General features: G+C 64.3%; 19 protein-coding genes. 9 read left to right on the forward strand and 10 right to left on the reverse strand.

Annotation, left to right across the window (positions count from 1 at the left end; translation table 11 throughout):
* Window positions 1-201: 201 nt before the first annotated feature.
* From ACVDHI_RS01200 to ACVDHI_RS01215, 4 genes are all read right to left on the reverse strand, one after another.
* Window positions 202-1,197, reverse strand: coding sequence for a sulfate ABC transporter substrate-binding protein (locus ACVDHI_RS01200; protein WP_447211592.1), 996 nt, complete (start codon window positions 1,195-1,197; stop codon window positions 202-204).
* A gap of 330 nt (window positions 1,198-1,527) precedes the next feature.
* Window positions 1,528-2,943, reverse strand: a complete 1,416-nt coding sequence (locus tag ACVDHI_RS01205) for an efflux transporter outer membrane subunit (RefSeq protein WP_043155092.1) — start codon at window positions 2,941-2,943, stop codon at window positions 1,528-1,530.
* Window positions 2,936-6,085 carry an efflux RND transporter permease subunit gene (locus ACVDHI_RS01210; protein ID WP_041213203.1) on the reverse strand — a complete coding sequence of 1,050 codons (3,150 nt, stop codon included), beginning with the start codon at window positions 6,083-6,085 and terminating at the stop codon, window positions 2,936-2,938. Before ACVDHI_RS01210 ends, ACVDHI_RS01205 begins: the two co-directional genes overlap by 8 nt.
* A gap of 17 nt (window positions 6,086-6,102) precedes the next feature.
* Window positions 6,103-7,284, reverse strand: a complete 1,182-nt coding sequence (locus tag ACVDHI_RS01215) for an efflux RND transporter periplasmic adaptor subunit (RefSeq protein ID WP_010673710.1) — start codon at window positions 7,282-7,284, stop codon at window positions 6,103-6,105.
* A 154-nt stretch (window positions 7,285-7,438) separates the two neighbouring features.
* Between ACVDHI_RS01215 and ACVDHI_RS01220 the strand changes: the two genes are divergently transcribed.
* The 3 genes from ACVDHI_RS01220 (at window position 7,439) to ACVDHI_RS01230 (ending at window position 10,072) form a co-directional block, all read left to right on the forward strand.
* The gene (locus tag ACVDHI_RS01220; RefSeq protein WP_010673709.1) at window positions 7,439-8,074 is read left to right on the forward strand and encodes a TetR family transcriptional regulator; all 636 of its coding nucleotides are present in this window, start codon (window positions 7,439-7,441) and stop codon (window positions 8,072-8,074) included.
* A 90-nt stretch (window positions 8,075-8,164) separates the two neighbouring features.
* On the forward strand, window positions 8,165-8,728 hold the full coding sequence (locus ACVDHI_RS01225) for a class I SAM-dependent methyltransferase (protein ID WP_447211593.1): 564 nt from the start codon (window positions 8,165-8,167) through the stop codon (window positions 8,726-8,728).
* 168 nt (window positions 8,729-8,896) lie between these two features.
* Window positions 8,897-10,072 (forward strand): dicarboxylate/amino acid:cation symporter, encoded by a 1,176-nt coding sequence (locus ACVDHI_RS01230; protein WP_042014198.1) that lies wholly within the window; start codon window positions 8,897-8,899, stop codon window positions 10,070-10,072.
* 63 nt (window positions 10,073-10,135) lie between these two features.
* On the opposite strand, the gene tesB is transcribed toward ACVDHI_RS01230, so the two are convergent.
* The 6 genes from tesB to rnm form a co-directional block, all read right to left on the reverse strand.
* Entirely contained in the window at window positions 10,136-10,999 is an 864-nt protein-coding gene (gene tesB, locus ACVDHI_RS01235; RefSeq protein ID WP_323922531.1) for an acyl-CoA thioesterase II, read from the reverse strand.
* 250 nt (window positions 11,000-11,249) lie between these two features.
* Window positions 11,250-12,173 (reverse strand): 23S rRNA pseudouridine(2605) synthase RluB, encoded by a 924-nt coding sequence (gene rluB / locus ACVDHI_RS01240; protein ID WP_039039190.1) that lies wholly within the window; start codon window positions 12,171-12,173, stop codon window positions 11,250-11,252.
* On the reverse strand, window positions 12,166-12,858 hold the full coding sequence (gene scpB / locus ACVDHI_RS01245; RefSeq protein ID WP_043155571.1) for an SMC-Scp complex subunit ScpB: 693 nt from the start codon (window positions 12,856-12,858) through the stop codon (window positions 12,166-12,168). The genes rluB and scpB overlap by 8 nt, the downstream gene beginning before the upstream one ends.
* Window positions 12,859-12,899: 41 nt before the next feature.
* Window positions 12,900-13,781 (reverse strand): segregation and condensation protein A, encoded by an 882-nt coding sequence (locus ACVDHI_RS01250; RefSeq protein ID WP_010673703.1) that lies wholly within the window; start codon window positions 13,779-13,781, stop codon window positions 12,900-12,902.
* A complete protein-coding gene (locus ACVDHI_RS01255; RefSeq protein WP_010673702.1) occupies window positions 13,774-14,394 on the reverse strand; it encodes an L-threonylcarbamoyladenylate synthase in 621 nt (206 codons plus the stop codon). Before ACVDHI_RS01255 ends, ACVDHI_RS01250 begins: the two co-directional genes overlap by 8 nt.
* A gap of 126 nt (window positions 14,395-14,520) precedes the next feature.
* Window positions 14,521-15,402, reverse strand: coding sequence for an RNase RNM (gene rnm, locus ACVDHI_RS01260; protein ID WP_039039192.1), 882 nt, complete (start codon window positions 15,400-15,402; stop codon window positions 14,521-14,523).
* 424 nt (window positions 15,403-15,826) lie between these two features.
* Between rnm and ACVDHI_RS01265 the strand changes: the two genes are divergently transcribed.
* The 6 genes from ACVDHI_RS01265 (at window position 15,827) to trpA (ending at window position 22,855) form a co-directional block, all read left to right on the forward strand.
* Entirely contained in the window at window positions 15,827-17,461 is a 1,635-nt protein-coding gene (locus ACVDHI_RS01265; RefSeq protein WP_041213211.1) for an anthranilate synthase component 1, read from the forward strand.
* A gap of 80 nt (window positions 17,462-17,541) precedes the next feature.
* Window positions 17,542-18,141 (forward strand): aminodeoxychorismate/anthranilate synthase component II, encoded by a 600-nt coding sequence (locus ACVDHI_RS01270; protein ID WP_039039194.1) that lies wholly within the window; start codon window positions 17,542-17,544, stop codon window positions 18,139-18,141.
* 10 nt (window positions 18,142-18,151) lie between these two features.
* The gene (trpD, locus tag ACVDHI_RS01275) at window positions 18,152-19,165 is read left to right on the forward strand and encodes an anthranilate phosphoribosyltransferase (protein WP_010673697.1); all 1,014 of its coding nucleotides are present in this window, start codon (window positions 18,152-18,154) and stop codon (window positions 19,163-19,165) included.
* Window positions 19,165-20,670 (forward strand): bifunctional indole-3-glycerol-phosphate synthase TrpC/phosphoribosylanthranilate isomerase TrpF, encoded by a 1,506-nt coding sequence (gene trpCF, locus ACVDHI_RS01280; RefSeq protein WP_447211594.1) that lies wholly within the window; start codon window positions 19,165-19,167, stop codon window positions 20,668-20,670. The genes trpD and trpCF overlap by 1 nt, the downstream gene beginning before the upstream one ends.
* A gap of 188 nt (window positions 20,671-20,858) precedes the next feature.
* Window positions 20,859-22,052, forward strand: a complete 1,194-nt coding sequence (gene trpB / locus ACVDHI_RS01285; protein WP_113069981.1) for a tryptophan synthase subunit beta — start codon at window positions 20,859-20,861, stop codon at window positions 22,050-22,052.
* Entirely contained in the window at window positions 22,049-22,855 is an 807-nt protein-coding gene (gene trpA, locus ACVDHI_RS01290; protein WP_113725446.1) for a tryptophan synthase subunit alpha, read from the forward strand. Before trpB ends, trpA begins: the two co-directional genes overlap by 4 nt.
* Window positions 22,856-23,163 lie beyond the last annotated feature (308 nt).

Here is a 23,163-nt window from a genome sequence, read left to right on the forward strand (position 1 = left end):
CGTGCTTTTTGTCCCGGGTCTCTGGCCAAGACGCCGGTGTGACTGCGCCAGATCACCCTCCCCCTCTAGGACACCGCCATCCGCGACGGTCCTGTTCATCTTTCAGAGCCTGACGCACCAACCTGGCCCCACCGACAGAGAGGGCTGCCAGGCAGCCACGCCCCGGCTGCACCTGGGCGAGCATCGTTATCCCGGGGCGCCTCAGCGCTGGGCATAGATCTGGTCGAACACCCCGCCCTCCTTGAAGTGAGTGCGCTGGATCACAGGCCACGCGCCGAAGATCTTCACCACGTCGAGGAAGGTGGCGTTCGGGAAACGGTCTGCAAACTCGGCGAGGATCGCCGGGTTGCGCGGGCGTAGATAGTTGCTGGCAGCAATGCGTTGGCCTTCGTCAGACCAGAGATAGGCAAGATAGGCTTCGCCCTCCTTGCGGGTACCCTGCTTGTCGACCACCTTGTCCACCACTGACACCGGCAGTTCGGCCACGGCAGTGACGCTCGGATAGACCACCTCGAAGCTGCCACGACCGAACTCCCGGGCAATCATCTCGGCTTCGTTTTCGAACGTGACCAGCACGTCCCCTATGCGGTTCTGGATGAAGGTGGTGGTGGCGGCGCGGCCGCCGGTGTCGAGCACGGGAACCTGCTTGAACAGCTTCCCGACAAATGCCCTGGCCGCATCTTCATCGCCCCCCTGCTCCAGCACATACCCCCAGGCAGACAGATAGGTGTAGCGGCCGTTCCCCGAGGTCTTGGGGTTGGGCACGATGACCTGTACCCCCTCCTTGAGCAGATCAGGCCAATCCTTCAACCCCTTGGGGTTGCCCTTTCGCACGATGAACACGGTGGCCGAGGTGAAGGGGGCGCTGTGATCCGGCAGGCGATCCGCCCACCCCTTGGGCACCAGGCCCCCATGCTCAGCCAGGGCGTTGATGTCGGTGGCCATGTTCATGGTGATGACATCGGCGGGCAGGCCGTCGATGACGGCGCGCGCCTGCTTGCTCGATCCGCCGTGGGACATGTTGATCTGCAGTGGCTCCCCACCTTCGGCCTGCCAGTGCTTCAGGAAGGCTCCGTTGTACTCCTTGTAAAAATCGCGCATCACGTCATAGGAGGCGTTGAGCAGGGTGGTCGCCTGGGCCAGCGGGGCGAGAGCCAGTCCTGCAACAAGCAGGGTGGCGGGCACGAGTCGTTTCATTTCACATCCTTGGAATGAGGGGCGAGTGACTGACTATAAGAGCCGACCATTTATTCTTTGAAAGAATAATTACTGCTCAGCTTATGCGATAAATGGCATCTCCTGGGTCCGGCGCAACGGATGACGGCGATGAGGTGGTCACCTCCAGGCGGGCCATGATGGCTGCCGAGGACGGCGCCCATGAGCCTGGGGCTCCTCCTGCCCGCTCCCTGCCCCGGGCAGGGAGCGCCGTTGTCACCAGCCTCGATTTGGCTTCTCGACATGACAGATAAAAAAACGGGGCGAACCTAGTGGTTCGCCCCTGATGCTTTTTACGTCAACCCCGAGGGGTCAACCCTGTTTGTCTGATGCCGGCTCTGCGTCCTTCGGCGCCTGCCAGCCGCCACCGACGGCCTTGTAGAGGGCGACCTGGTTACTCAGCTGGGCGAGCCGGGTGCTGATGAGCCCCTGCTTGGCGCTGAACAGGGAGCGCTGGGCATCGAGGCGGGTCAGGTAGCTGTCCACCCCTTGCTCGTAACGCACCTCCGCCAGCCTGAAGTAGGTCTGATTGGCATCCACCAGCGCCTGTTGCGCCTGCAGTTGCTGCGCGTAGTCCGCCTGGGCACCGAGGGTGTCCGCGACCTCCTTGAAGGCGGTCTGGATGCTCTTCTCGTAGCTGGCCACCGCCTGCCTGGTCCCCACCTCGGCCACGTCCAGATCCGCAACGCGCTTGCCGCCATCGAAGATGGGCAGATTGATCTGGGGCATGAAGGTCCAGGTGCCGGTGCCGCCGTCAAACAGACCGCTCAGCTGGTTGCTGGCGGTGCCCGCCGTCGCGGTGAGCGAGATGGTCGGGAAGAAGGCGGCGCGGGCCGCCCCTATGTTGGCGTTGGCCGCCTTCAGGTTGTGCTCCGCCGCCAGGATGTCCGGGCGTTGCTGCAACAGGCTGGAGGGAGCCCCCACCGGGATCGGCGCCAGTTTCACCTCGGCCAGGGTGGCCGGTTGTGCCGCCAGCACCGGGATATCGGTGCCAAGCAGCAGGGCCAGACCGTTTCTGTCCTGCTTCACCAGACGCTGGTATTGCGCCTGGCTGACCTTGGCGTTTTCCAGTGCCGTACGCCCCTGGGCCAGCTCCATCTCGGAGGCGGCGCCCAGGCGGTATTTGTGCTCGGTCAGGGCATAGCTCTCCTGCTCGGTGGCGAGGGTCGCCTGGCTCAGGGCCAGCAACTCCTGATCCGCCAGCAGGGTGAAGTAGGCATTGGCCACCGAGGCCACCAGCGCAATCTGGGTGCTGCGCTGGGTCTCGATTTGCGCCAGATAGGTCTCAAGGGCCTGATCTTTCAGGCTCTGGATCCGGCCAAACAGATCCAGCTCATAGGCGGTGATGCCGATGTTGGCGCCGTACTGGCTGCTGATGGTGCCCTGCCCCGTACTACTGAGATCGTCGGATCCCTGCTGGCGGGTGCCGCTGCCACTGGCGGCCAGGGTCGGCAACTGGGCCGCCCGCTGGATACGGTATTTCGCCTCGTAGGCCTCGACGTTGAGGGCTGCCAGGCGCAGATCCCGGTTGCTCTCAAGGGCGGTGCCGATCAGCGTCTGCAGGGCCGGGTCCTGGAACTGCTGGCGCCAGGGGGCAAGTTCCCCCTTGGCGGCCAGGTCAGCTTGCCAGGAGGCGCCTTGGGGCAGCTCGGGGCGCTGGTAGTCGGGGGCCATGGAGCAGCCCCCCATCATCAGGGTCACGCCCAGGGCGATCAGGGTCTTAGTCATGGTTGATCTCCTTGGTGTGGACACTCTCTTCCCCGGCATGCTTGCGTTCGGTGAAATAGCGCATCACCAGCACAAAGAACAGCGGCACGAAGAAGATGGCGAGCACGGTGGCACTGATCATCCCCCCCATCACGCCGGTCCCGATGGCGTTTCGGCTGCTGGCGCCCGCCCCGGTGCTGATCACCAGGGGCAGTACCCCCAGGATGAAGGCGAGCGAGGTCATCAGGATGGGGCGCAGACGCTGACGCGAGGCCTCCACCACCGCATCCCCGAGCCTCATCCCCTTGTCGTGCAGCTCCTTGGCGAACTCGACGATGAGGATGGCGTTCTTGGCCGACAGCCCGATCGTGGTGAGCAGGCCCACCTGGAAGTAGACGTCATTCTCAAGCCCGCGCAGGGTCGCGGCCAAAATGGCCCCCAGCACCCCGAGCGGCACCACCAGCATGACCGAGAACGGAATGCTCCAGCTCTCGTAGAGGGCCGCCAGACAGAGGAAGACCACCAGGAGCGAGATGGCGTACAGGGCCGGCGCCTGGGAGCCTGCCTGACGCTCCTGGAAGGAGAGGCCGGTCCACTCGATGCCGATCCCTTCCGGCAACTGCTTCACCATCTCCTCGATGGCCGCCATGGCGTCACCCGTACTCTTGCCCGGGGCCGCCTCACCGACGATCTCCATGGCGGAGACACCGTTGTAGCGCTCAAGACGGGGAGAGCCGAAGCTCCACTCCGTGCTGGCAAAGGCGGAGAAGGGCACCATCTGGCCCGCGCTGTTGCGCACGTACCACAGCTTCAGATCTTCCGGGTTCATCCGGAAAGGGGCATCCGCCTGCAGATAGACCTTCTTGACCCGGCCTCTGTCGACGAAGTCGTTCACATAGGAGGAGCCCCAGGCCGCCGACAGGGTGTTGTTGATGTCGGTGATGGAGAGCCCCTGGGCCAGCGCCTTCTCGTAATCGATCTTGATGTCGAGCTGGGGCGTGTCTTCCATCCCGTTCGGGCGTACCCGCACCAGGTTGGGATCCTGCGCCGCCATGCCGAGCAGCTGGTTGCGCGCCTGCATCAGCTTCTCGTGACCCAGACCGCCGCGGTCCTGCAGGAAGAAGTCGAAGCCGGTGGCCGTGCCGAGTTCCGGAATGGGGGGCAGGTTGAAGGCGAAGACCTGGGCTTCCTTGATGCTGAACAGGAACCCCATGGCGCGGCCGATGATGGCATTGGCGCTACGCTCTTCCCCCTTGCGCTCGCTCCAGTCCTTGAGCTTGATGAAGGCCATGCCGCTGTTCTGACCGCTACCGGCGAAGCTGAAGCCCGCCACCGTCAGCACGGAGTCCACGTTCTCCTTCTCGTTCTCGAGGAAGTAGTCGCGCATCTCCCCGAGCACCACCTCGGTCCGCTCCTTGGTCGCCCCCACCGGGAGCTGCACCATGGACATGATGACCCCCTGATCCTCTTCCGGCAGGAAGGAGGTGGGCATGCGCATGAAGAGCACCGCCAGCACCGCCAGCATGGCCAGATAGATGATGCCGTAGCGGGTGCCCTGCTTGATCACCTTGCGCACGCCGTTCTGGTAACGGTTGGCGTTGGTGTCGAAGAAGCGGTTGAACCAGCCGAAGAAACCGCGCTGGGCGCCGAATTCACCGTGCTTCATGGGTTTGAGCAGGGTGGCGCACAGGGCCGGGGTCAGGATCAGGGCCACCAGCACCGAGAGCACCATGGCCGAGACGATGGTGAGGGAGAACTGGCGATAGATGGCACCGGTAGAGCCACCGAAGAAGGCCATGGGCACGAACACCGCCGACAGCACCAGGGCGATGCCCACCAGGGCGCCGGTGATCTGGGTCATGGACTTGCGGGTCGCCTCGAGCGGGGAGAGATCCTCCTCGCTCATCAGACGCTCCACGTTCTCCACCACCACGATGGCGTCATCCACCAAGAGGCCGATGGCGAGCACCAGACCGAACATGGTCAGGGTGTTGATGGAGAAGCCGAAGGCCGCCATCACCCCGAAGGTGCCGAGCAGGACCACGGGCACCGCGATGGTCGGAATCAGGGTTGCCCGGAAGTTCTGCAAGAACAGATACATGACGCAGAACACCAGGAAGATCGCCTCGATCAGGGTCTGCACCACCTCCTCGATGGAGATCTTCACGAACGGCGTGGTGTCGTAGGGATAGACGATCTCCATGTTGGCCGGGAAGTACTCGGAGAGTTCACCCAGCTTGGTCCGCACGTGCTCGGCGGTATCCAGGGCGTTGGCACCGGTCGCCAGCTTGATGGCGACGGCGGCGGTGGCCTGGCCGTTGTAGAGCGCGGTCGCGTCGTAGTTTTCACCGGCAAGTTCGACCCGGGCCACGTCCTTGAGCTGGACCTTGGAGCCATCCTGGTTCACCCGCAGCAGGATGTTGTTGAACTCCTCCACGGTGGAGAGCCGGGTCTGGCCCATGATGGTGGCGGTAAATTGCTGATCGCTCACCGCAGGGGTCCCCCCCAGCTTGCCGAAGGCAACCTGGGCATTCTGGGCCTTGATGGCGGCCTGAATGTCGGCCGGGGTCATCTGCACCCGGTTGAGCTTGTGGGGATCGAGCCAGACACGCATGGAGTACTGGCTGCCGAACAAGGTGATGTCACCGACCCCGTCCAGACGGCTCAGGGGCTCCTTGATGTTGGCTACCACATAGTCCGCCAGGTCATCGTTGGTCATGGCGCCATCGGTGGAGATGAAGGCGGCCACCATCAGGAAGCTGCTGGAGGTCTTCTGTACCCGCACGCCCTGTTGCTGCACCTCTTGGGGCAGGAGCGACATGGCCTGTTGCAGCTTGTTTTGCACCTGCACCTGGGCGATGTCGGGATCCGTACCCGGCTTGAAGGTGAGGGTCACGCTGACGTTCCCTGACGAGTCGGATTGCGCCGACATGTAGAGCAGGTGATCCAGCCCGGTCATGTTCTGCTCGATGATCTGGGTCACCGAGTCTTCCACCGTCTTGGCGGAGGCCCCCGGGTAGCTGGCGGAGATGCCAACCGCCGGCGGGGCGATGGTCGGGTACTGGGCCACCGGCAGGCCGATGATGGCCATGGCCCCAGCCAGCATGATCACCAAGGCGATCACCCAGGCGAAAATGGGTCTATCTATGAAAAAACGTGCCATGAGGCGACTACTCCATCCTACTGCTTGGTTGCCGGGGTCTGTTGTGCGCTGTTACCGGCACGTTCAGTGGGCGCCACCACGACCCCGGGTTTGACTTTCTGCAGACCGGCGACGATCACCTTCTCGCCAGCCTTGAGACCGGACTCCACCACCCAGCTGTCGCCGGACATGCGGCCGACCTGCACTTCACGCAGTTCCACCTTGTTGTCCGCCGTCACCACCATGACGGTGGCACCGCCCTTGGGGGTGCGGGTCACGGCAGTCTGGGGCACCAGCAGGCCTTGCGGGCGCTCGCCCTCCTGCAAGGTGGCGCGCATGAACATGCCGGGCAGCAGCAGTTGATCCGGGTTGGGCACGATCACCCGCAGGGTCACCATGCCGGTCGCCTCGTCCACGGTCACGTCGGAGAACTGGAGGGCCCCTTTCTCGCCATACTGGCTGCCATCTTCCAGCTGGAAGCTGACACCGGCCCCGTCCTTCTCCCCCTGGGTCAGCTTGCCCTCGGCCACCAGGCGCTTGAGCCGCAGCAGGTCGGCGGTGGACTGGCGCACGTCCACGTACATGGGATCGAGCTGGGAGATGGAGGTGAGGCTGTCCGCCTGCTGGGCGGTGACCAGGGCACCCTCGGTCACCGCCGACTTGCCGATGCGGCCGCTGATGGGGGCCGTGATGCGGGTGTAGGCCAGGTTGATGTTGGCGGTCTGCAACGCAGCCTTGGCGGCCCCGATCTCGGCCAGCTGCTGTTTCCAGGCCGCGTCGGCGTCGTCATACTCCTGGCTGCTGATGGCTTTCACCTTCACCAGCTCGGCGTAGCGCTGGGCCTTGAGGCGGGCGCTGCGCTCATTGGCCTCGGCCTTGGCGAGGTTGGCCTTGGCGGAAGCCACTTCGGCCTGATAAACGGCGGGATCAATCTGATAGAGCAGTTGACCGGCCTTGACGTCGCTCCCCTCGGTGAACAGGCGCTTGAGGATGATGCCGTTCACCTGGGGACGCACCTCGGCCACCCGCAGGGGGGCGGTGCGGCCGGTGAGCTCGGACAACAGTTGCAGGGGGGCCGTATGGAGGGTGACCACGTCCACGGCGGCGGGAGGCATCTCCCCCATGGCCTGCTGGGCCCCGTCCTTGTCACCACAGCCAGCCAGCAGGCCGCTTGCCAGCAAGGCAAGGCCGACCGAACGTGCGAGAATATGTTTATGCATCAAGACTCTGAACCTCTGTTTCAATCAAAAAGAAGTGACAAAACCACAGGGTTTATAAGGCCCCTGTTGGTAAAACGGCGAAGATGAGGCAATATACATACATTCATGAATGTATGTAAGAAACTTTTTTCACTTTTAAACAGGACCGGAGTCAATGGCCAGACGCACCAAAGAAGAGGCGCAGCAAACCCGCTGCAACATCATGAGCACGGCCCTGGATCTCTTCTGCCAACAGGGGCTGGCGCGCACCAGCCTGACCGATATCGCCAAGGCGACGGACCTCACCCGGGGCGCCATCTACTGGCACTTCAAGAATAAAGAAGAGCTGTTCGTCACCCTGTGGGAGGAGCTGTGTGCCCCCCTCTCCCACCAGTTGGATGCCTGCGTCGACGAGGCGGAGCCGGATCCTCTGGGCAAGCTGCGCAGCTTTCTCAAGGAGGTGATGCTCAAGATCAGCACCGAGCCCGCCCACCAGCAGATGTTCACCATCATGTTCAATCTGGAATCCATGGAGGGAGAGGCCGCCGTCATGCGCGAGCACATGCACCTGCAATCCATGAATTTCTTCCGGGATCTGGAGATCACCCTGGCCAATGCCGTGCGTCGCGGCCAACTGCCCGAGGGGCTGGATCTGCGCCGCGCCGCCACCCTGCTCCACTGCACCCTGGACGGCTACATCATCAACTGGCTGCACTTCCCGGATCGCATCGATCTGATTGAGGAGTCGGACTTTCTCCTCGATACCCTGTTCACCCTCATCGCGAGCCCCACCCTTCGCCGCCACCCCTGAGTCTGCAAGACGCGCCGCCCCCGCCAATGCTCAACAGCCGGGGGCAAACCTGCTAGAGTAACGCCCCCCACCACGATGAGCCCGACACCCTTGCCACACGCCCCCGCGCCGGCGCACGACGCCGCCCCTCGCCCCGCCCTCGTGGCAGGCGCCCATGCCCTCTTCCTGGCCCTGCTGGGCAGCGGCCGTCATCTGCTGGAGGCCGGTTGCGGGGCAGGAGAGGATCTGCGCCTCTTTCGCCAGCAAGGCCTCACCGTGACCGCCTTCGATGCGAGCCGGGCGCAGGCCGCCGCCGCCTCGCGCCTGTGCGGCCAGCCGGTGCGGGTCTGCCGCTTTGAGCAGATGCAAAGCGTCGTTCCCTATGACGGCATCTGGGCCAGCGGCTCCCTCCCCTGTCTGCCCGAACACGAGATAGCCCCGGCGCTCGGTCATCTGGCCACCCTGCTCAAGGCCGGGGGCCCCCTCTACGCCTCCTTCCCCCACGGGGAGGGCGAACCGCTGCCACGGTCGGGTGAATATCCCCTGCAGACCCGGCTCGACGAGGCGGGGCTGCGACGCCTGATCGCTCCCCTCCCCTTCACCCTGCACCATGGCTGGGTGGGGGAAGATGAGGTGAACGGCCCCTGGCTGCACGCCTTGCTGGTGCGGCGCTGATCCGCGAAAGCCCCTGGGGACAGTGACACCTCACGGCATTCAGCCCGTTAACAATATTTAACCCTGAGTTAACCACCATAAAGCAGACAAGATGCGGCACTTGTGTTAAAAAGCGGCATTAAAATCAAAATTAAATAACAAATCAGACACCAACACCTGGATTCCCCCATGAAACTCGTTCTCAATCTGGTTGCCGGTATCCTCGCCGGCCTGCTGCTCGGTCTCTATGCCCCCGAATGGGTCGCCCGCGTGCTGTTCACCGCCAAGACGGTGATAGGCCAGCTCATCACCTTCACCATCCCGCTCATCATCCTCTTCTTCATCATGAGCGGCATCGCCAGCCTGCCGAAGAACTCCGGCAAGCTGCTGGGCAAGACGGTGGGGCTCTCCTACTGCTCCACCATACTGGCGGGCCTGTTCGCCTTCACCGTGGCGAGCCACCTGATCCCGCACCTGACCACGGCCGCCGAGCCCACCGCCGAGGCAGCCACCAAGCTCGCTTCCTACATCAACCTCGAGATCCCGCCCCTGTTCGGGGTGATGTCGGCCCTGGCCGCCGCCTTCGTGTTCGGCATCGGCATCAGCGCCACCCAGGCCACCGACCTGCGCCGGGTCGCCGATCAGGGCCGTGACATCATCGACCGCCTGCTGGCACGCGTGATCATTCCCCTGCTCCCCTTCTACATCGCCGGCGTCTTCGTCGAGATGACGGTGGAAGGCACCGTCTTCGCCACCCTCAAGACCTTCGGAGTGGTGCTGGTGATGGCCATCGTCATGCACTGGATCTGGCTCTGCGTCCTGTTCGTCGGCACCGGCCTCGCCCAGGGACGCTCCCCCGTCATGCTCATCAAGAACATGCTGCCCGCCTACTTCACCGCCCTTGGCACCATGTCCAGCGCCGCCACCATTCCGGTGGCCCTGCAAGCCAGCAAGCGCAACGGCGTGAGCGACGGCATCGCCAACTTCACCGTGCCCCTGTGCGCCACCATCCACCTGTGCGGCTCCACCATCACCCTGGTGACCTGCGCCACGGCGGTGATGTTCCTCTCCGAACACCTGGCCATTCCGGGCTACGGCACCATGGTGCCCTTCATCATGATGCTGGGCGTCATCATGATTGCCGCGCCGGGCGCACCGGGTGGCGGTGTCATGTCCGCGCTCGGCCTGCTCACTTCCATGCTCGGCTTCGGTGAGGCCTCCATCGCCCTGATGATCGCCCTCTACCTGGCCCAGGACAGCTTCGGCACCGCCTGCAACGTCACCGGTGACGGCGTCATCGCCCTGTGGGCCGATCGTTTCGCCCGGGGCGAGCCAGCACTCAGCACCGAGCAGGACGCAGCCTGATAGCGCAGGCAATAAAAAACGGGAGCCATCGGCTCCCGTTTTTTATTGGTGCAAGAGGGCGTCTCAGCCCCGGCGACGGATCACCCCTTCCTGCATGGTGCTCGCCACCAATAACCCATCCCGGGTGAAGAACTGGCCGCGCACCAGACCCCGACCGCCGCTGGCGCTCGGGCTGTCCACCACGTAGAGCAGCCAGTCGTCCAGCCGGAACTCCCGGTGGAACCACATGGAGTGATCGATGGTGGCCACCTGCATGTCCGGCTCCCAGTAGGAGACCCCGTGGGGCTGCAGGGCGGCGAACAGAAAGTGGAAGTCGGAGGCATAGGCCAGCAGGTAGTTGTGGACCCGCTGATCGTCCGGCACCGGGCCATTGGCCTTGAACCAGGTGTAGCGAAGGGGCTCGTGAACATCCGGGCGAATGGGGTCCACCAGGGTCACCGGGCGAATTTCGATGGGCTTCTCGCACAGGATCTTGTCCCGCAGGGCCGCCGGGATCAGCTGCTCGTAGGGACGCACCAGCTCCAGCTCGCTCTTGAGCTGCTCGGGGGGCGTGATGCCGCCCGGCATCTTCGCCTGGTGCTCGAAGCCCTCGGCCTCCACCTGGAAGGAGGCGTTGAGGTAGAAGATGGGCTTGCCATTCTGGATGGCCTTGACCCGGCGGGTGGAAACGGTCTGGCCGTCGCGGATGTTCTCCACGTCGTAGACGATGGGCTTGTTGGCATCCCCGGGGCGCAGGAAATAGGAGTGGAAACTGTGGACCTGGCGGTCGCTTGCCACCGTCTGCTTGGCGGCTGACAAGGCCTGCCCCATCACCTGTCCGCCAAACACGGATCGCAACCCGAGATCCTGGCTCTGGCCCCGAAACAGGCCCTCCTCGATCTTTTCGAGCGCCAGCAACGCCAGCAGCTCATCCAGTACCTTGCTCATTGGTTTCTCCTGTCTTTGTGCGCGAAAGGCTAACAAGCCCGTCCCGGCAGGGCAACAGCTCCCTCGGCAGGGTCGAAAAAAAGAAAGAGAAATTAATGAAAACAAAAATGCATTAGTAAAAGGAATGAAAAGCCCCCTGCGCCGCCCTCTTTGTCGTACCAAGCCGGGAACATGTCCGGAACACAAAAAAGCCCGCACCTTGGGGTGCGGGCTTGTGGCGTGTCCGGGGCGAGCGGCCCGTGGCGGCGGCTTACTTGCTGCCGGTGCCGGAATTGCGGGTGGAGGAGGTCGGCTTGCGACGGGCGGTGGTGGCACGGGCGCGCGGCTCCTTGCCCTGCATCTCCTTGTGGCGCTTCACGGCGCGACGGATCTGGGCGGCCTGCTTGTGGCGGGTGCTCTTGCCATCCTGCTGCAGATCGACCTTGGATTCGGTCTCGTTCGGCAGGTTGACCAGGCCGCGCAGGTAGTTCACCTCGGGGAGTTTCAGCTCCTGCCAGCCGCCGCGGGGGATGCCGCGATCCAGCTTGACGTCGCCGTAGCGGATACGCATCAGGCGGCTCACCTGCACTTCCTGGGATTCCCACAGGCGGCGCACTTCCCGGTTGCGGCCCTCGGTCAGGGTGACGTTGAACCACTGGTTCAGCCCTTCACCGCCGGCCGGCTTGATCTTGTTGAACTTGGCCATGCCGTCTTCCAGCTGCACGCCCTTGCGCAGGCGCTGCAGCATGGCTTCGGTGATCTCGCCAAAGACGCGCACCGCGTATTCCCGCTCCACTTCGTGGCTCGGGTGCATCAGCCGGTTCGCCAGCTCGCCGTCGGTGGTGAACAGCAAGAGACCGGAGGTGTTGACGTCCAGACGACCCACCGCAATCCAGCGGGCGCCATCCATCTTGGGCAGACGATCAAACACGGTGGGACGTCCTTCCGGATCGTGGCGGGTGCACATCTCCCCTTCGGGCTTGTGGTAGGCCAGCACGCGGCAGATCACTTCCTCTGCGGCGCGGGTCTTGACCTGGTGGCCATCCACCCGGATCACGGCGTTCACTTCGACGCGATCCCCCAGCGTGGCGACCTTGCCATCCACGCTGACCCGACCTGCGGTGATCAGGGCCTCCATCTCACGACGGGAGCCTTGACCCGCGCGGGCCAATACTTTTTGCAGTTTTTCACTCATCGGGTTTACCTGATTGTTGATCGCTGCCCGCCGACATCGCGGACAACCTTGGCTCTTGTGGGACGGCCCCATTGGCCTCCCCACCATGTTCATGCTCAGCACGGCCTGCCAGAGGCTGACCGTCACCGCCCTCGCCCGGCATGAGCGACAAGGGGGCCTGCAGCTCGGGATCCAGCTCGGGGAGCTGCTCCAGACTCTGCAGGTTGAAATAGTCCAGAAATTCACGGGTGGTGGCGAGCAGCTCGGGGCGACCCGCCACCTCCTTGTGGCCGATGCTGCGCACCCAGCCACGCTCCTTGAGGGTGTTGACGATCTGGCTCGACACCGCCACCCCGCGGATGGCTTCTATCTCCGCCCGGGTGATGGGCTGACGATAGGCAATCAACGTCAGCGTCTCCATCACGGCGCGGGAATAACGGGGAGCCCGCTCGCTCCACAGGCGCGACAGCTCCTCGGCATACTCCTGGCGGGCCTGGAAACGCCAGCCGGAGGCGACCTCTTTGAGCTCCACCCCCCGCTCGCTGTAATCCTGTCTGAGCTCTGCCAGCAGCAGCTGGACATAGCGGCCGGTGACCGGGTAGTCCGAGAGCACGCTGCCCTTGATTTCGCTCACCGTGAGGGGACGCCCCGCCACGAAGATCGCCGCCTCGATCAGGGTCTTCAATCGTTCAGCAGGCAGCGCCACGGTGGACCTCCCGGGTCCACGCCCCTGGCGCAGCCCCTCGCTCAGTGTAGATGCTCATGCTCCTCCCCTTTCCCCTGACTGGCCAGGGCAAAATGGATGGGCCCCAGGGGCTCCGCCTGCAAGATCCAGATCAATTGCTCCTTGCACAGCTCCAGCAGGGCCAGGAAGGTCACCAACACCCCCATGCGCCCCTCCTCGGCCCGCAGCACCTGCTCCAGGCGCAGGGTCTGGCCCAGGGAGAGCATGGCGAGGATCTCCGCCATCCTTACCCGGGTCGGGATCTGCTCGCGGCGGATCTGGTGATGTTCAAAATGAGTCGCGCGTTTTACCACACTTTGCATGTAAAGGGCGAGTTCAACCAGAGAAACATCGGGCGCCAATGGCTTCAAGGCACCAAAATCCGGCGCCATGGCGGCGGCGACGAAGATCTCCCGCTCCACCCTCGGCAGGGCATTGACCCGCTCCGCCCCCAGCTTGTAGCGCTCGTACTCCTGCAGGCGACGAATGAGGGTGACGCGGGGATCTTCCCCCTCCTCCTCGTCTTCCAGCTCCGGGGCCTTGGGCAGCAGCAGGCGGGACTTTATCTCCGCGAGCCAGGCCGCCATCAGCAGGTATTCCGCCGCCAGCTCGAGGTTGAGGCCCTGCATCAGATCCACGTACTCCATGTACTGGGCGGTGATCTGCAGGATGGGCAGGTTGAGGATGTCGAGCTGCTGGCGCCGGATGAGGTAGAGCAAGAGATCCAGCGGCCCCTCGAAGGTGTCGAGAAACACCTCCAGCGCATCGGGGGGGATGAACAAGTCCTGGGGCAGCTCATGGTAGGGCTGCCCCAGCACGGTGGCGATGGGCGGGGGAAGGGAAGCCTCCCCCGTCGTGCCCGCGGGGGTTGTCAGCGCGGGCACGGGGTCGGCAAGATCACTCAAACGGCGTCGGATCCCCGGCACCGCGGCGACGCAGCACGGGCTCGTCGTCGGAGAAGTCCACCACAGTGGTGGGCTGCTCGCCCAGATACCCGCCGTTGACCACCAGATCCAGCTGCTTGCCGAGCTTGTCGGCAATCTCCTCGGGGTCGAACTCCGCCATCTCGGAGCCCGGCAGGATCAGGGTGGTGGAGAGCAGCGGCTCACCGAGGGCCTCGAGCAAGGCCAGCGCGATGTTGTTGGCCGGGACCCGGATGCCGATGGTCTTCTTCTTCTCGTTCATGAGGCGGCGCGGCACCTCCTTGGTGGCCTTGAAGATGAAGGTGTAGGGTCCGGGGGTGTTGTTCTTGACCAGCCGGAAGGCAGTGTTGTCCACCTTGGCATAGGTGGAGATCTCCGAGAGATCCCGGCACACCAGGGTGAAGTCGTGGTTCGGCTCGATGCGACGGATGCGGCAGATGCGCTCCAGGGCATCCTTGTTGCCCATCTGGCAGCCCAGGGCGTAGCCGGAGTCGGTGGGATAGACGATGACGCCGCCGTTTTGCAGGATCTGCACCGCCTGGCTGATGAGGCGAACCTGGGGATTGTCGGGATGTACGTAAAAATGCTGACTCATATGCTCTTCTCGCGATAGGGGGCACGCTCGTTGCCCGCTTCATGGTCAAGGGCCCCTTGGCCCATGACACTACCTTAACCTGTTTGACGCAGACTCGCCTGCATCAAAGATGCCGGCCCGGGGCGCTCAGCGGCTGGCCAGCAGGCCCGCATGCTCCTCGGGGGTGAGCCCGAAATGACCGGGGTGACCCAGCCACAGCGGCATCCCCTCCTTGGGGAGCCAGAGGTGGCGGCCAAGCTCGGTCCAGTTGGAGGGGAAGTGAAAATCGGACCCCACCGAAATATAGAGATCGTGCTCCCTGGCCCACTGGCCGAGATTCGCCCGCTCCTGTGGGCTCTGCTGGGGCAGGGAGACCTCCATGGCATCCCCCCCGACGGCCTTGAAGGCCACCAGCAGCCGCTTGATCCACTTGGCGGTGAGATTGTAGCGGCTCGGGTGGGCCAGCACCGCCAGCCCGCCTGCGGCGTGGATGGCCTCGATGGCCTCCCCCATCCCGGGCCACTCGGCGGGCACATAGCCCTTGTTGCCCCGGCTCAGGTACTTCTTGAACACCTTCTGCATATTGTCGGCCACCCCGCGCGCCACCAGCACCCGGGCAAAGTGGGCCCGGGTCACGGCGGCGTCACCGGCAAGCTGCTTGGCCTCTTCATAGGTGCCCGGGATGAGGCACTTCTCCAGACGACGCCCGATCTCCTCGGCGCGCGCCTCCCGGCGAGCCCGCTGCCCTGCCAGAAAGGCGAGCAACTGGGGATTTTTCTCGTCCACCCCGAGGGCCACGATGTGGATCTCGTGATGCTCCCACCCGGTGGAGATCTCCACCCCGCTCACCAGGCGCAGTGGCAACTGGTCGGCCGAGATGGTCTGGCGCACCTCCTCAAGCCCGTCGAGGGTATCGTGGTCAGTGACCGCTAACACCTCCACCCCTTTTTCGGCGGCGCGGCGCACCAGGTCGGCGGGGCTCAGCACCCCGTCCGAGGCGGTGGTGTGGCAATGAAGATCGAATCTCATCGGCGTGTTTCGCTCTTGTTTGGGACCTGCCTGGAAAAGGCCGGCAAAAAAGCGACTTGACTTGGCCGCGGCTTTATCGTTTTCTGTAGGCACTTCATTGCAAACATCTTTTTACAGGACTCAATCTCATGCAAGCGACTTCCATCCTGACCATCTGGTGGTGGCACACTCCCTGACATGCGGGCGTGTGGTCGTTGCTGTACCTGTAATCTGACAGCAAGTTAAGAACCCAAAGAAAAAGCCCGCTGACCCCAGCGGGCTTTTTTATTATCCGGCAAATGGACCTGTGATGAAACCGACAATTCAGAGAAGCACACTGACATGGCGATGGCGAACTCGCTGACGTGACCCGAACCCGACCCATTTTCAAGAGAGACAGCGCCATGACCATCGGTGACACACAACACATGCAAGGGAAGGCATTATGACAGGCAACAAGACCCGTTTGCCCCTGGGCGAATTCGATACCATCCGGCTCAATGCCCCCTATGTGACAGACCCCCTGGCACTCTATACCCGACTCTGCCAGGACAGACCCAACAACCTGCTGCTCGAATCGGTGGAGATCGACTCCAAGGCCGGTACCCAGAGCCTGTTGCTGGTGGACGCCTGCCTGCGCATCGAGTGCCGCGGCCGCGCCGTGCAGGTGCGCCCCCTCGGCGACAACGGCGCCGCCCTGCTGCGCCTGCTGGAGCAGCGCCTGCCCGCCGTCATCACCCAGACCCGAGTGGCGGACGAGCTGCACCTCGACTTCCCGGCGTCCGATCGGGAGCTTGACGAAGACAGCCGCCTCAAGGGCAGCAGCGTGCTGGACGTGCTGCGCACCCTGCAGCGGGAGCTGCAATGCCAGCAGGGCAAAGAGGCCCTCTTCATGGCGGGCAGCTTCGCCTACGACCTCATCGCCTCCTTTGAAGACTTGCCCGAGGTGCCAGAGGGGAGCAACGACTGCCCTGACTACTGCTTCTATGTGGCCGAGACCCTGATCACCATCGACCACATCAAGCAGAGTACCCAGTTGCTGGCCTGCCTGTTCGGCGGCGAAGAGGATGAGCAGCTGGACGCGCGCTACGCCCGCCTGACCGCTCGCCTCGAGTCCTTCAAACAGGCCTGTCAGCAGCCGCTGCCTGCGCCACAGGGCACGGCGCCGCTGACCGGCGCCCTGGCCGTCGACAAGGGGGACAAGCAGTTCTGCGCCGAGGTCGAGAAGCTCAAGGGCTTCATCCGCCGTGGTGACATCTTCCAGGTGGTGCCGTCCCGCAGCTTCTCCCTCCCCTGCCCGGATCCCGTCGCCGCCTATCGCCGCCTCAAGCAGACCAACCCCAGCCCCTACATGTTCTACGTGCAGGACGAGGGCTTCACCCTGTTTGGCGCCTCCCCCGAGAGCGCGGTCAAGTTCTGCGCCAACAGCCGCCAGGTGGAGATGTACCCCATCGCCGGCACCCGCCGCCGTGGCCTCAACCCGGACGGCAGCATCAACCTGGATCTGGACGGCCGCATCGAGCTGGAGCTGCGCCAGGACGAGAAAGAGGTGGCCGAGCACCTGATGCTGGTGGATCTGGGCCGCAACGACATCGCCCGCATCTCCGCCCCCGGCACCCGCTACGTCAAGGATCTGCTCAAAGTGGATCGCTACAGCCACGTCATGCACCTGGTCTCCCGGGTGGTGGGCACCCTTCGCGCCGACCTTGACGCCCTGCACGCCTACCAGGCCTGCATGAACATGGGCACCCTGACCGGTGCCCCCAAGCTGCGCGCCAGCGAGCTTATCCGCATGGTGGAAGGCAAGCGTCGCGGCAGCTACGGCGGCGCCGTGGGTTACCTGAACGGCGCAGGGGAAATGGACACCTGCATCGTCATCCGCTCCGCCTTCGTGAAAGAGGGGGTCGCCCATGTCCAGGCCGGCGCCGGGGTGGTCTATGACTCCAAACCCCAGGCCGAGGCGGACGAGACCCGCGCCAAGGCGGCGGCCGTGCTGGCCGCCATCGCTGCCAGCCATGGCACCTCCCTGCAGGCCCTCAGCGCCCAGCAGGAACAACACAAGGACGTGAGCCATGACTAACATCTTCCTGCTCGACAACTTCGATTCGTTCACTTACAACGCTTTGGCCGACCAGTTCCGCACTTCGAAGGAGCAGTCCCATGACTAATATCTTCCTGCTCGACAACTTCGACTCGTTTACCTACAACCTCGTCGACCAGTTCCGCACCCTGGGCTACCCGGTGCGCATCTACCGCAACAGCCTGCCTGCGAGCCGCATCATGCAGGAGATCGACGCCTGCGAAGGGGACGCCGTGCTGGTGCTCTCCCCGGGGCCGGGCGCTCCCCATGAGGCGGGCTGCCTCATCGATCTCATCAAGCTGGCCCGGGGCCGGGTGCCCATCCTCGGCATCTGCCTCGGTCATCAGGCCCTGTGCGAAGCCTACGGCGGCACCGTCGGGGCGGCGGGGGAAATCGTCCACGGCAAGCGCTCTCTCATCGAGCACAACGGCCATGGCGCCTTCGCGGGGCTGCCGAGCCCCTTGCCGGTGGCCCGCTACCACTCCCTGGTGGCCACCTATGTGCCACAAGAGTTGCAGGTGATTGCCCACTATCAGGGCATGCCCATGGCCATCGAGCAGCGTGACGAGCGGGTGCTGGGCTTCCAGTTCCACCCGGAATCCATCATGACCAGCGAAGGGGCCCGCCTGCTCACCCAGGCCCTCGCCCATGTCACCCGTCCAGAAAGCCACGTGCGGTAAGGAAGAGACCATGCATCAACATCTCAACACCCTCTATCAGGGTCAGTCTCTCACCCGCGACGCCGCCCGCGACGCCTTCGGCCAGGTGGTTCGTGGTGAAGTGGATCCCATCGTGCTCGCGAGCCTTTTGACCGCCCTCAAGATCAAGGGGGAGACCCCGGAGGAGATCGCCGGCGCCGCCGAGGCGCTCTTGGCCGAAGCCCGCGACTTCCCGCGCCCGGACTATGCCTTCTGCGACATCGTCGGCACCGGGGGAGACGGCCTTAACACCATCAACGTCTCCACCACCTCGGCCCTGGTGGCCGCCGCCTGCGGCCTGAAAGTGGCCAAGCACGGCAACCGCTCGGTCTCGAGCAAGTCGGGGTCGAGCGATCTGCTCGATAAAATGGGCATCAAGCTCGACATGAGCCCGGCCCAGGCCCGCCGCTGCCTGGACGAGCTCGGGGTCTGCTTCCTGTTCGCCCCCCAGTACCACGCCGGGGTGCGCCACGCCATGCCGGTGCGCCAGGCCCTCAAGACCCGCACCCTGTTCAACGTGCTGGGGCCGCTCATCAATCCCGCTCGCCCCAGCTTCCAGCTGATGGGGGTCTATGCCCCCGAGCTGGTGCGCCCCATCGCCGAAACCCTGCTGGCACTCGGCCTGAAAACCGGTATGGTGGTGCACGGCGCCGGTCTCGACGAGATTGCCATCCACGGCCCGACCCAGGTGGCGGAGATCCGCGACGGCGAAATTCGCGAGTACTTGCTCACCCCGGCAGACTTTGGCCTCGACACCTACCCGGTCAGCGCCATCCAGGGCGGTGAGCCCGAGGAGAACCGCGCCATCACCGCCGCCATCCTGGAAGGACGCGGCAGCCCGGCCCACAACGCCGCCATCGCCGCCAACGTGGCGCCGCTCCTGGTGATGGCGGGCGAGGCCCCGGACTTTCGGCAGGCCGCCGCCCGGGTGCTGGCGGTGCTGGCAAGCGGTCAGGCCGCCCTCCTCGCCCGGGATCTCGCCACCCTGAGCCATCAGGAGGCATGATGTCAGCCACCACCACAGCGTGCCCCAGGGGCACTCACCCAGAACGCCCGACGGGCAACAGCCAGCTTCGCAAGGATAACGAGATGTCAGATGTCATTGCTCCCCACGCCTTTCTGAACATGGCCTCCATCAGCCAGACCATCCTCGGCAAGATCGTGGCGGCCAAGCAGGAGTGGGTCGCCGCCCGCAAGGAGAGCCAGCCCCTGGCGAGCTTCCAGGACGCGCTGACCCCGAGCGATCGGGATTTCGAGGGGGATCTGCGCAAAGGCTCCACCCGCTTCATTCTGGAGTGCAAGAAGGCCTCCCCCTCCAAGGGCTTGATCCGCAACGACTTCAGCCCGGAGGCCATCGCCGACATCTATGGCCACTACGCCACCGCCATCTCGGTGCTGACGGACGAGAAGTTCTTCCAGGGGGATTTCGCCTTCCTGCCCCGGGTACGGGGCCGCGTCCAGCAGCCGGTGCTCTGCAAGGACTTCATGATTGACCCTTATCAGGTCTATCTGGCCCGCCACTATCAGGCGGACGCCATCCTCTTGATGCTCTCCGTGCTCACCGACGAGGGGTATCGCGCCCTGTTCAACGTGGCGAAAGAGTTGGGCCTCGGGGTGCTCACCGAGGTGAGCAACGAGGAGGAGCTGACCCGCGCCATCGACCTCGGCGCCCCGGTGATTGGCATCAACAACCGGGATCTGCGGGATTTGAGCGTCGATCTTGCCCGCACCCGGCAGCTGGCCGCCAGGATCCCGGGAGATCGGGTGGTGATCAGCGAATCCGGCATCAACCACCGCGCCCAGGTGGCGGCCCTGCGCCACCACGCCAAGGGCTTCCTGGTGGGATCTTCCCTCATGGCGGAGCCGGATCTGGAGGCCGCGGTGCGCAAGCTCGTGCTCGGCCAGAACAAGGTGTGCGGCCTGACTCGTCCCGAGGACGCCGCCGCCGCCCATCAGGCGGGCGCCGTGTTCGGCGGCCTTATCTTTGTGGCGAAAAGCCCGCGCTACGTGGACATTCCCGCCGCCCGCGCCGTGATGGCGGGTGCGCCGCTCTCTTACGTCGGGGTGTTTCGCAATGCCCAGCCCGCCACCATCGCCAAGACGGTGGATGCGCTGGGGCTCGCCGCCGTGCAACTGCACGGGGATGAAGATGCCGCCTATGTCGAGGCACTGCGCGCGCTGCTGCCGGCGGGCTGCCAGATCTGGAAAGCGGTTGGAGTCACAAGTGGCGAGCCCCTGCCCGCCCTCGACTACCCGGCGGATCGCCTGCTGCTGGATACGAAAGTCGGCAGCCAGAGCGGCGGCACCGGTCAGGCGTTCGACTGGACCCTGCTGGCCCATCTCGATAAAGCCACGCTGATGCTGGCGGGGGGCCTCAACCCCGACAACGCCCTCGAGGCCGCCCGGGTGGGCTGTCTCGGCCTTGATTTCAACTCCGGGGTGGAGAGTGCCCCGGGCAGGAAGGATGCCCACAAGCTGGCGGCTGCCTTTGGCGCCCTGCGCCAACTGTGAGCGCCCCCATGACTCATTCAACGAATTAATGAACTGCGTTTGCCCATAAGCACAAGGAATAATGTATGACCCTGCTCAATCCGTTTTTCGGTGAATTTCGTCGATGACATGTATGTGCCCCAGCCATACACCTCAGCCCGACAAGGCTCATACCTGATCTCAATTGCAGAATGTAAAGGAAGATAACCATGACCCTGCTCAATCCGTTTTTCGGTGAATTTGGCGGTATGTATGTGCCCCAGATCCTCATCCCCGCCCTGCTCCAGCTGGAGAAGGCCTTCGTCGATGCCAAGGATGATCCGGCCTTCGTCGCCGAGTTTCAGTCCCTGCTGACCGAGTATGCCGGTCGCCCGACCCCGCTCACCCTCACCCGCAATTTGACCAAGGGCACCAAGACCCGCCTCTACCTCAAGCGTGAGGACCTGCTGCACGGCGGCGCCCACAAGACCAACCAGGTGCTGGGTCAGGCCCTGCTTGCCAAGCGCATGGGCAAGCACGAGATCATCGCCGAGACCGGCGCCGGTCAGCACGGTGTGGCAACGGCGCTGGCCTGCGCCCTGCTCGGCCTCAAGTGCCGGGTCTACATGGGGGCCAAGGATTGCGAGCGCCAGAAGCCGAACGTGTTTCGCATGAAGCTGATGGGCGCCACCGTGATCCCGGTGCACTCCGGCTCCAGCACCCTCAAAGATGCCTGCAACGAGGCGCTGCGGGACTGGGCCGCCAACTATGAAACCGCCCACTACCTGCTCGGCACCGCCGCCGGTCCCCACCCCTTCCCCACTATCGTGCGGGAGTTCCAGAAGATGATCGGGGAAGAGGCCAAGGCCCAGTGCTTCGAAAAAGAAGAGCGCCTGCCGGATGCGGTGATCGCCTGCGTCGGCGGCGGCTCCAATGCCATCGGCATGTTTGCGGACTTTATCGATGAGCCTTCCGTGCGCCTTATCGGGGTCGAACCCGGTGGTCACGGCATCGAGAGCGGCGAGCACGGCGCGCCGCTCGGTCACGGCAGCAAGGGGGTCTTCTTTGGCATGCACTCCTTCCTGATGCAGGACAACCAGGGCCAGATCCAGGAGTCCTACTCCGTCTCGGCGGGGCTGGACTTCCCCTCCGTCGGCCCCCAGCACGCCCACCTGGCCGCCATCGGCCGCGCCGAGTACCCCTCGGTGACCGACAAGGAGGCGCTGGACGCCTTCCAGGAGCTGGCCAAATCCGAAGGCATCATCCCGGCGCTGGAGTCCTCCCACGCCCTGGCCCACGCCCTCAAGATGGCCCGCAGTGAACCGGAAAAAGAGCAGGTGCTCATCGTCAACCTCTCCGGCCGTGGCGACAAAGACATCTTCACCGTTGCCGACATCTTTGAAAAAGAAGGAACCTTGTCATGAACCGTTACGCACAACTCTTCTCCCGTCTGGACAAGGCCAATCAGGGCGCCTTCGTGCCCTTCGTGATGCTGGGTGACCCCACCCCCGAATTGTCCCTGGCCATCGTCGATGCCCTGGTCGAAGGGGGCGCCGACGCCCTCGAACTCGGCATTCCCTTCTCCGATCCGGTGGCAGACGGCCCCACCATTCAGGGCGCAGCCCTGCGTGCCTTTGCCAGCCACACCACCCCGGACGACTGCTTCGGCCTGCTCGCCCGCATCCGCGCCAAGTACCCACAGCTGCCCATTGGCCTCCTGGTCTACGCGAACCTGGTCTATGTGCGCCACATCGACGGCTTCTACGAGAAGTGCCAGCAGGCAGGGGTGGACTCCGTGCTGGTGGCGGACGTGCCGGTGCAGATGTGCGAACCCTACAAGGCGGCCGCCGACAAGTTCGGCATCGACAGCATCTTTATCGCCCCGCCCAACGGCGATGCCGAGACGCTCAAGGCCGTTGCCGAGCTCGGCTCCGGTTACACCTATCTGGTGAGCCGCGCCGGCGTGACCGGTGCCGAGACCAAGGCCGGCATGCCGGTGGAGGGCCTCATCAACACCCTGCGCGAGTTCAATGCCCCCCCTGCCCTGCTCGGCTTTGGCATCAGCGAACCGGCCCAGGTACGTGAAGCGATCGCCGCTGGCGCCGCCGGTGCCATCTCCGGCTCCGCCGTGGTGAAGATCATCGAGACCCACCACCAGAACCCGGAGCATATGCTCACTCGTCTGAAGGAGTTTGTGGAAGGGATGAAGGCTGCGACCAATCGATAAGGAGTGGCATGGGTCAGATGCCATTGGCCGTTTCTGCAAAAAGGGAGCCTGATAGGCTCCCTTTTGTTATCCGGCGTCAAAGGTCGGCTTCTCTGTAGGTTTGATTAGCGAAGCGTAATCAGACGTTCGCGACGTTGATGTGATGGCGCGGCTTCGCCACGCAGGACGCGAGGGCTCTGCCCTCGACGGGGTTTCGCCAGCCCTCAGCTCCCGTCTAACCGCAAACAAGCCCCCCCTCCCCCCGGGAGAGGGTTGGGGTGAGGGGAATTCCCTCTATTCTGCTCACCCAACAGCCAACTAGAACGACA

This window comes from Aeromonas sp. 25-248 (genome assembly GCF_053005425.1).

Excerpts from the sequence above, each read along its gene's own strand:
- ACVDHI_RS01230 (WP_042014198.1), top strand. The coding sequence starts at position 8,897 with ATGAAACTCGTTCTCAATCTGGTTGCCGGTATCCTCGCCGGCCTGCTG.
- trpD (WP_010673697.1), top strand. The coding sequence starts at position 18,152 with ATGCATCAACATCTCAACACCCTCTATCAGGGTCAGTCTCTCACCCGC.
- ACVDHI_RS01210 (WP_041213203.1), bottom strand. The coding sequence starts at position 6,085 with ATGGCACGTTTTTTCATAGATAGACCCATTTTCGCCTGGGTGATCGCC.
- ACVDHI_RS01255 (WP_010673702.1), bottom strand. The coding sequence starts at position 14,394 with ATGAGTCAGCATTTTTACGTACATCCCGACAATCCCCAGGTTCGCCTC.
- ACVDHI_RS01265 (WP_041213211.1), top strand. The coding sequence starts at position 15,827 with ATGACAGGCAACAAGACCCGTTTGCCCCTGGGCGAATTCGATACCATC.
- trpA (WP_113725446.1), top strand. The coding sequence starts at position 22,049 with ATGAACCGTTACGCACAACTCTTCTCCCGTCTGGACAAGGCCAATCAG.
- ACVDHI_RS01220 (WP_010673709.1), top strand. The coding sequence starts at position 7,439 with ATGGCCAGACGCACCAAAGAAGAGGCGCAGCAAACCCGCTGCAACATC.
- trpB (WP_113069981.1), top strand. The coding sequence starts at position 20,859 with ATGACCCTGCTCAATCCGTTTTTCGGTGAATTTGGCGGTATGTATGTG.
- ACVDHI_RS01205 (WP_043155092.1), bottom strand. The coding sequence starts at position 2,943 with ATGACTAAGACCCTGATCGCCCTGGGCGTGACCCTGATGATGGGGGGC.
- tesB (WP_323922531.1), bottom strand. The coding sequence starts at position 10,999 with ATGAGCAAGGTACTGGATGAGCTGCTGGCGTTGCTGGCGCTCGAAAAG.
- trpCF (WP_447211594.1), top strand. The coding sequence starts at position 19,165 with ATGTCAGCCACCACCACAGCGTGCCCCAGGGGCACTCACCCAGAACGC.
- rluB (WP_039039190.1), bottom strand. The coding sequence starts at position 12,173 with ATGAGTGAAAAACTGCAAAAAGTATTGGCCCGCGCGGGTCAAGGCTCC.
- ACVDHI_RS01200 (WP_447211592.1), bottom strand. The coding sequence starts at position 1,197 with ATGAAACGACTCGTGCCCGCCACCCTGCTTGTTGCAGGACTGGCTCTC.
- ACVDHI_RS01270 (WP_039039194.1), top strand. The coding sequence starts at position 17,542 with ATGACTAATATCTTCCTGCTCGACAACTTCGACTCGTTTACCTACAAC.
- ACVDHI_RS01215 (WP_010673710.1), bottom strand. The coding sequence starts at position 7,284 with ATGCATAAACATATTCTCGCACGTTCGGTCGGCCTTGCCTTGCTGGCA.
- rnm (WP_039039192.1), bottom strand. The coding sequence starts at position 15,402 with ATGAGATTCGATCTTCATTGCCACACCACCGCCTCGGACGGGGTGCTG.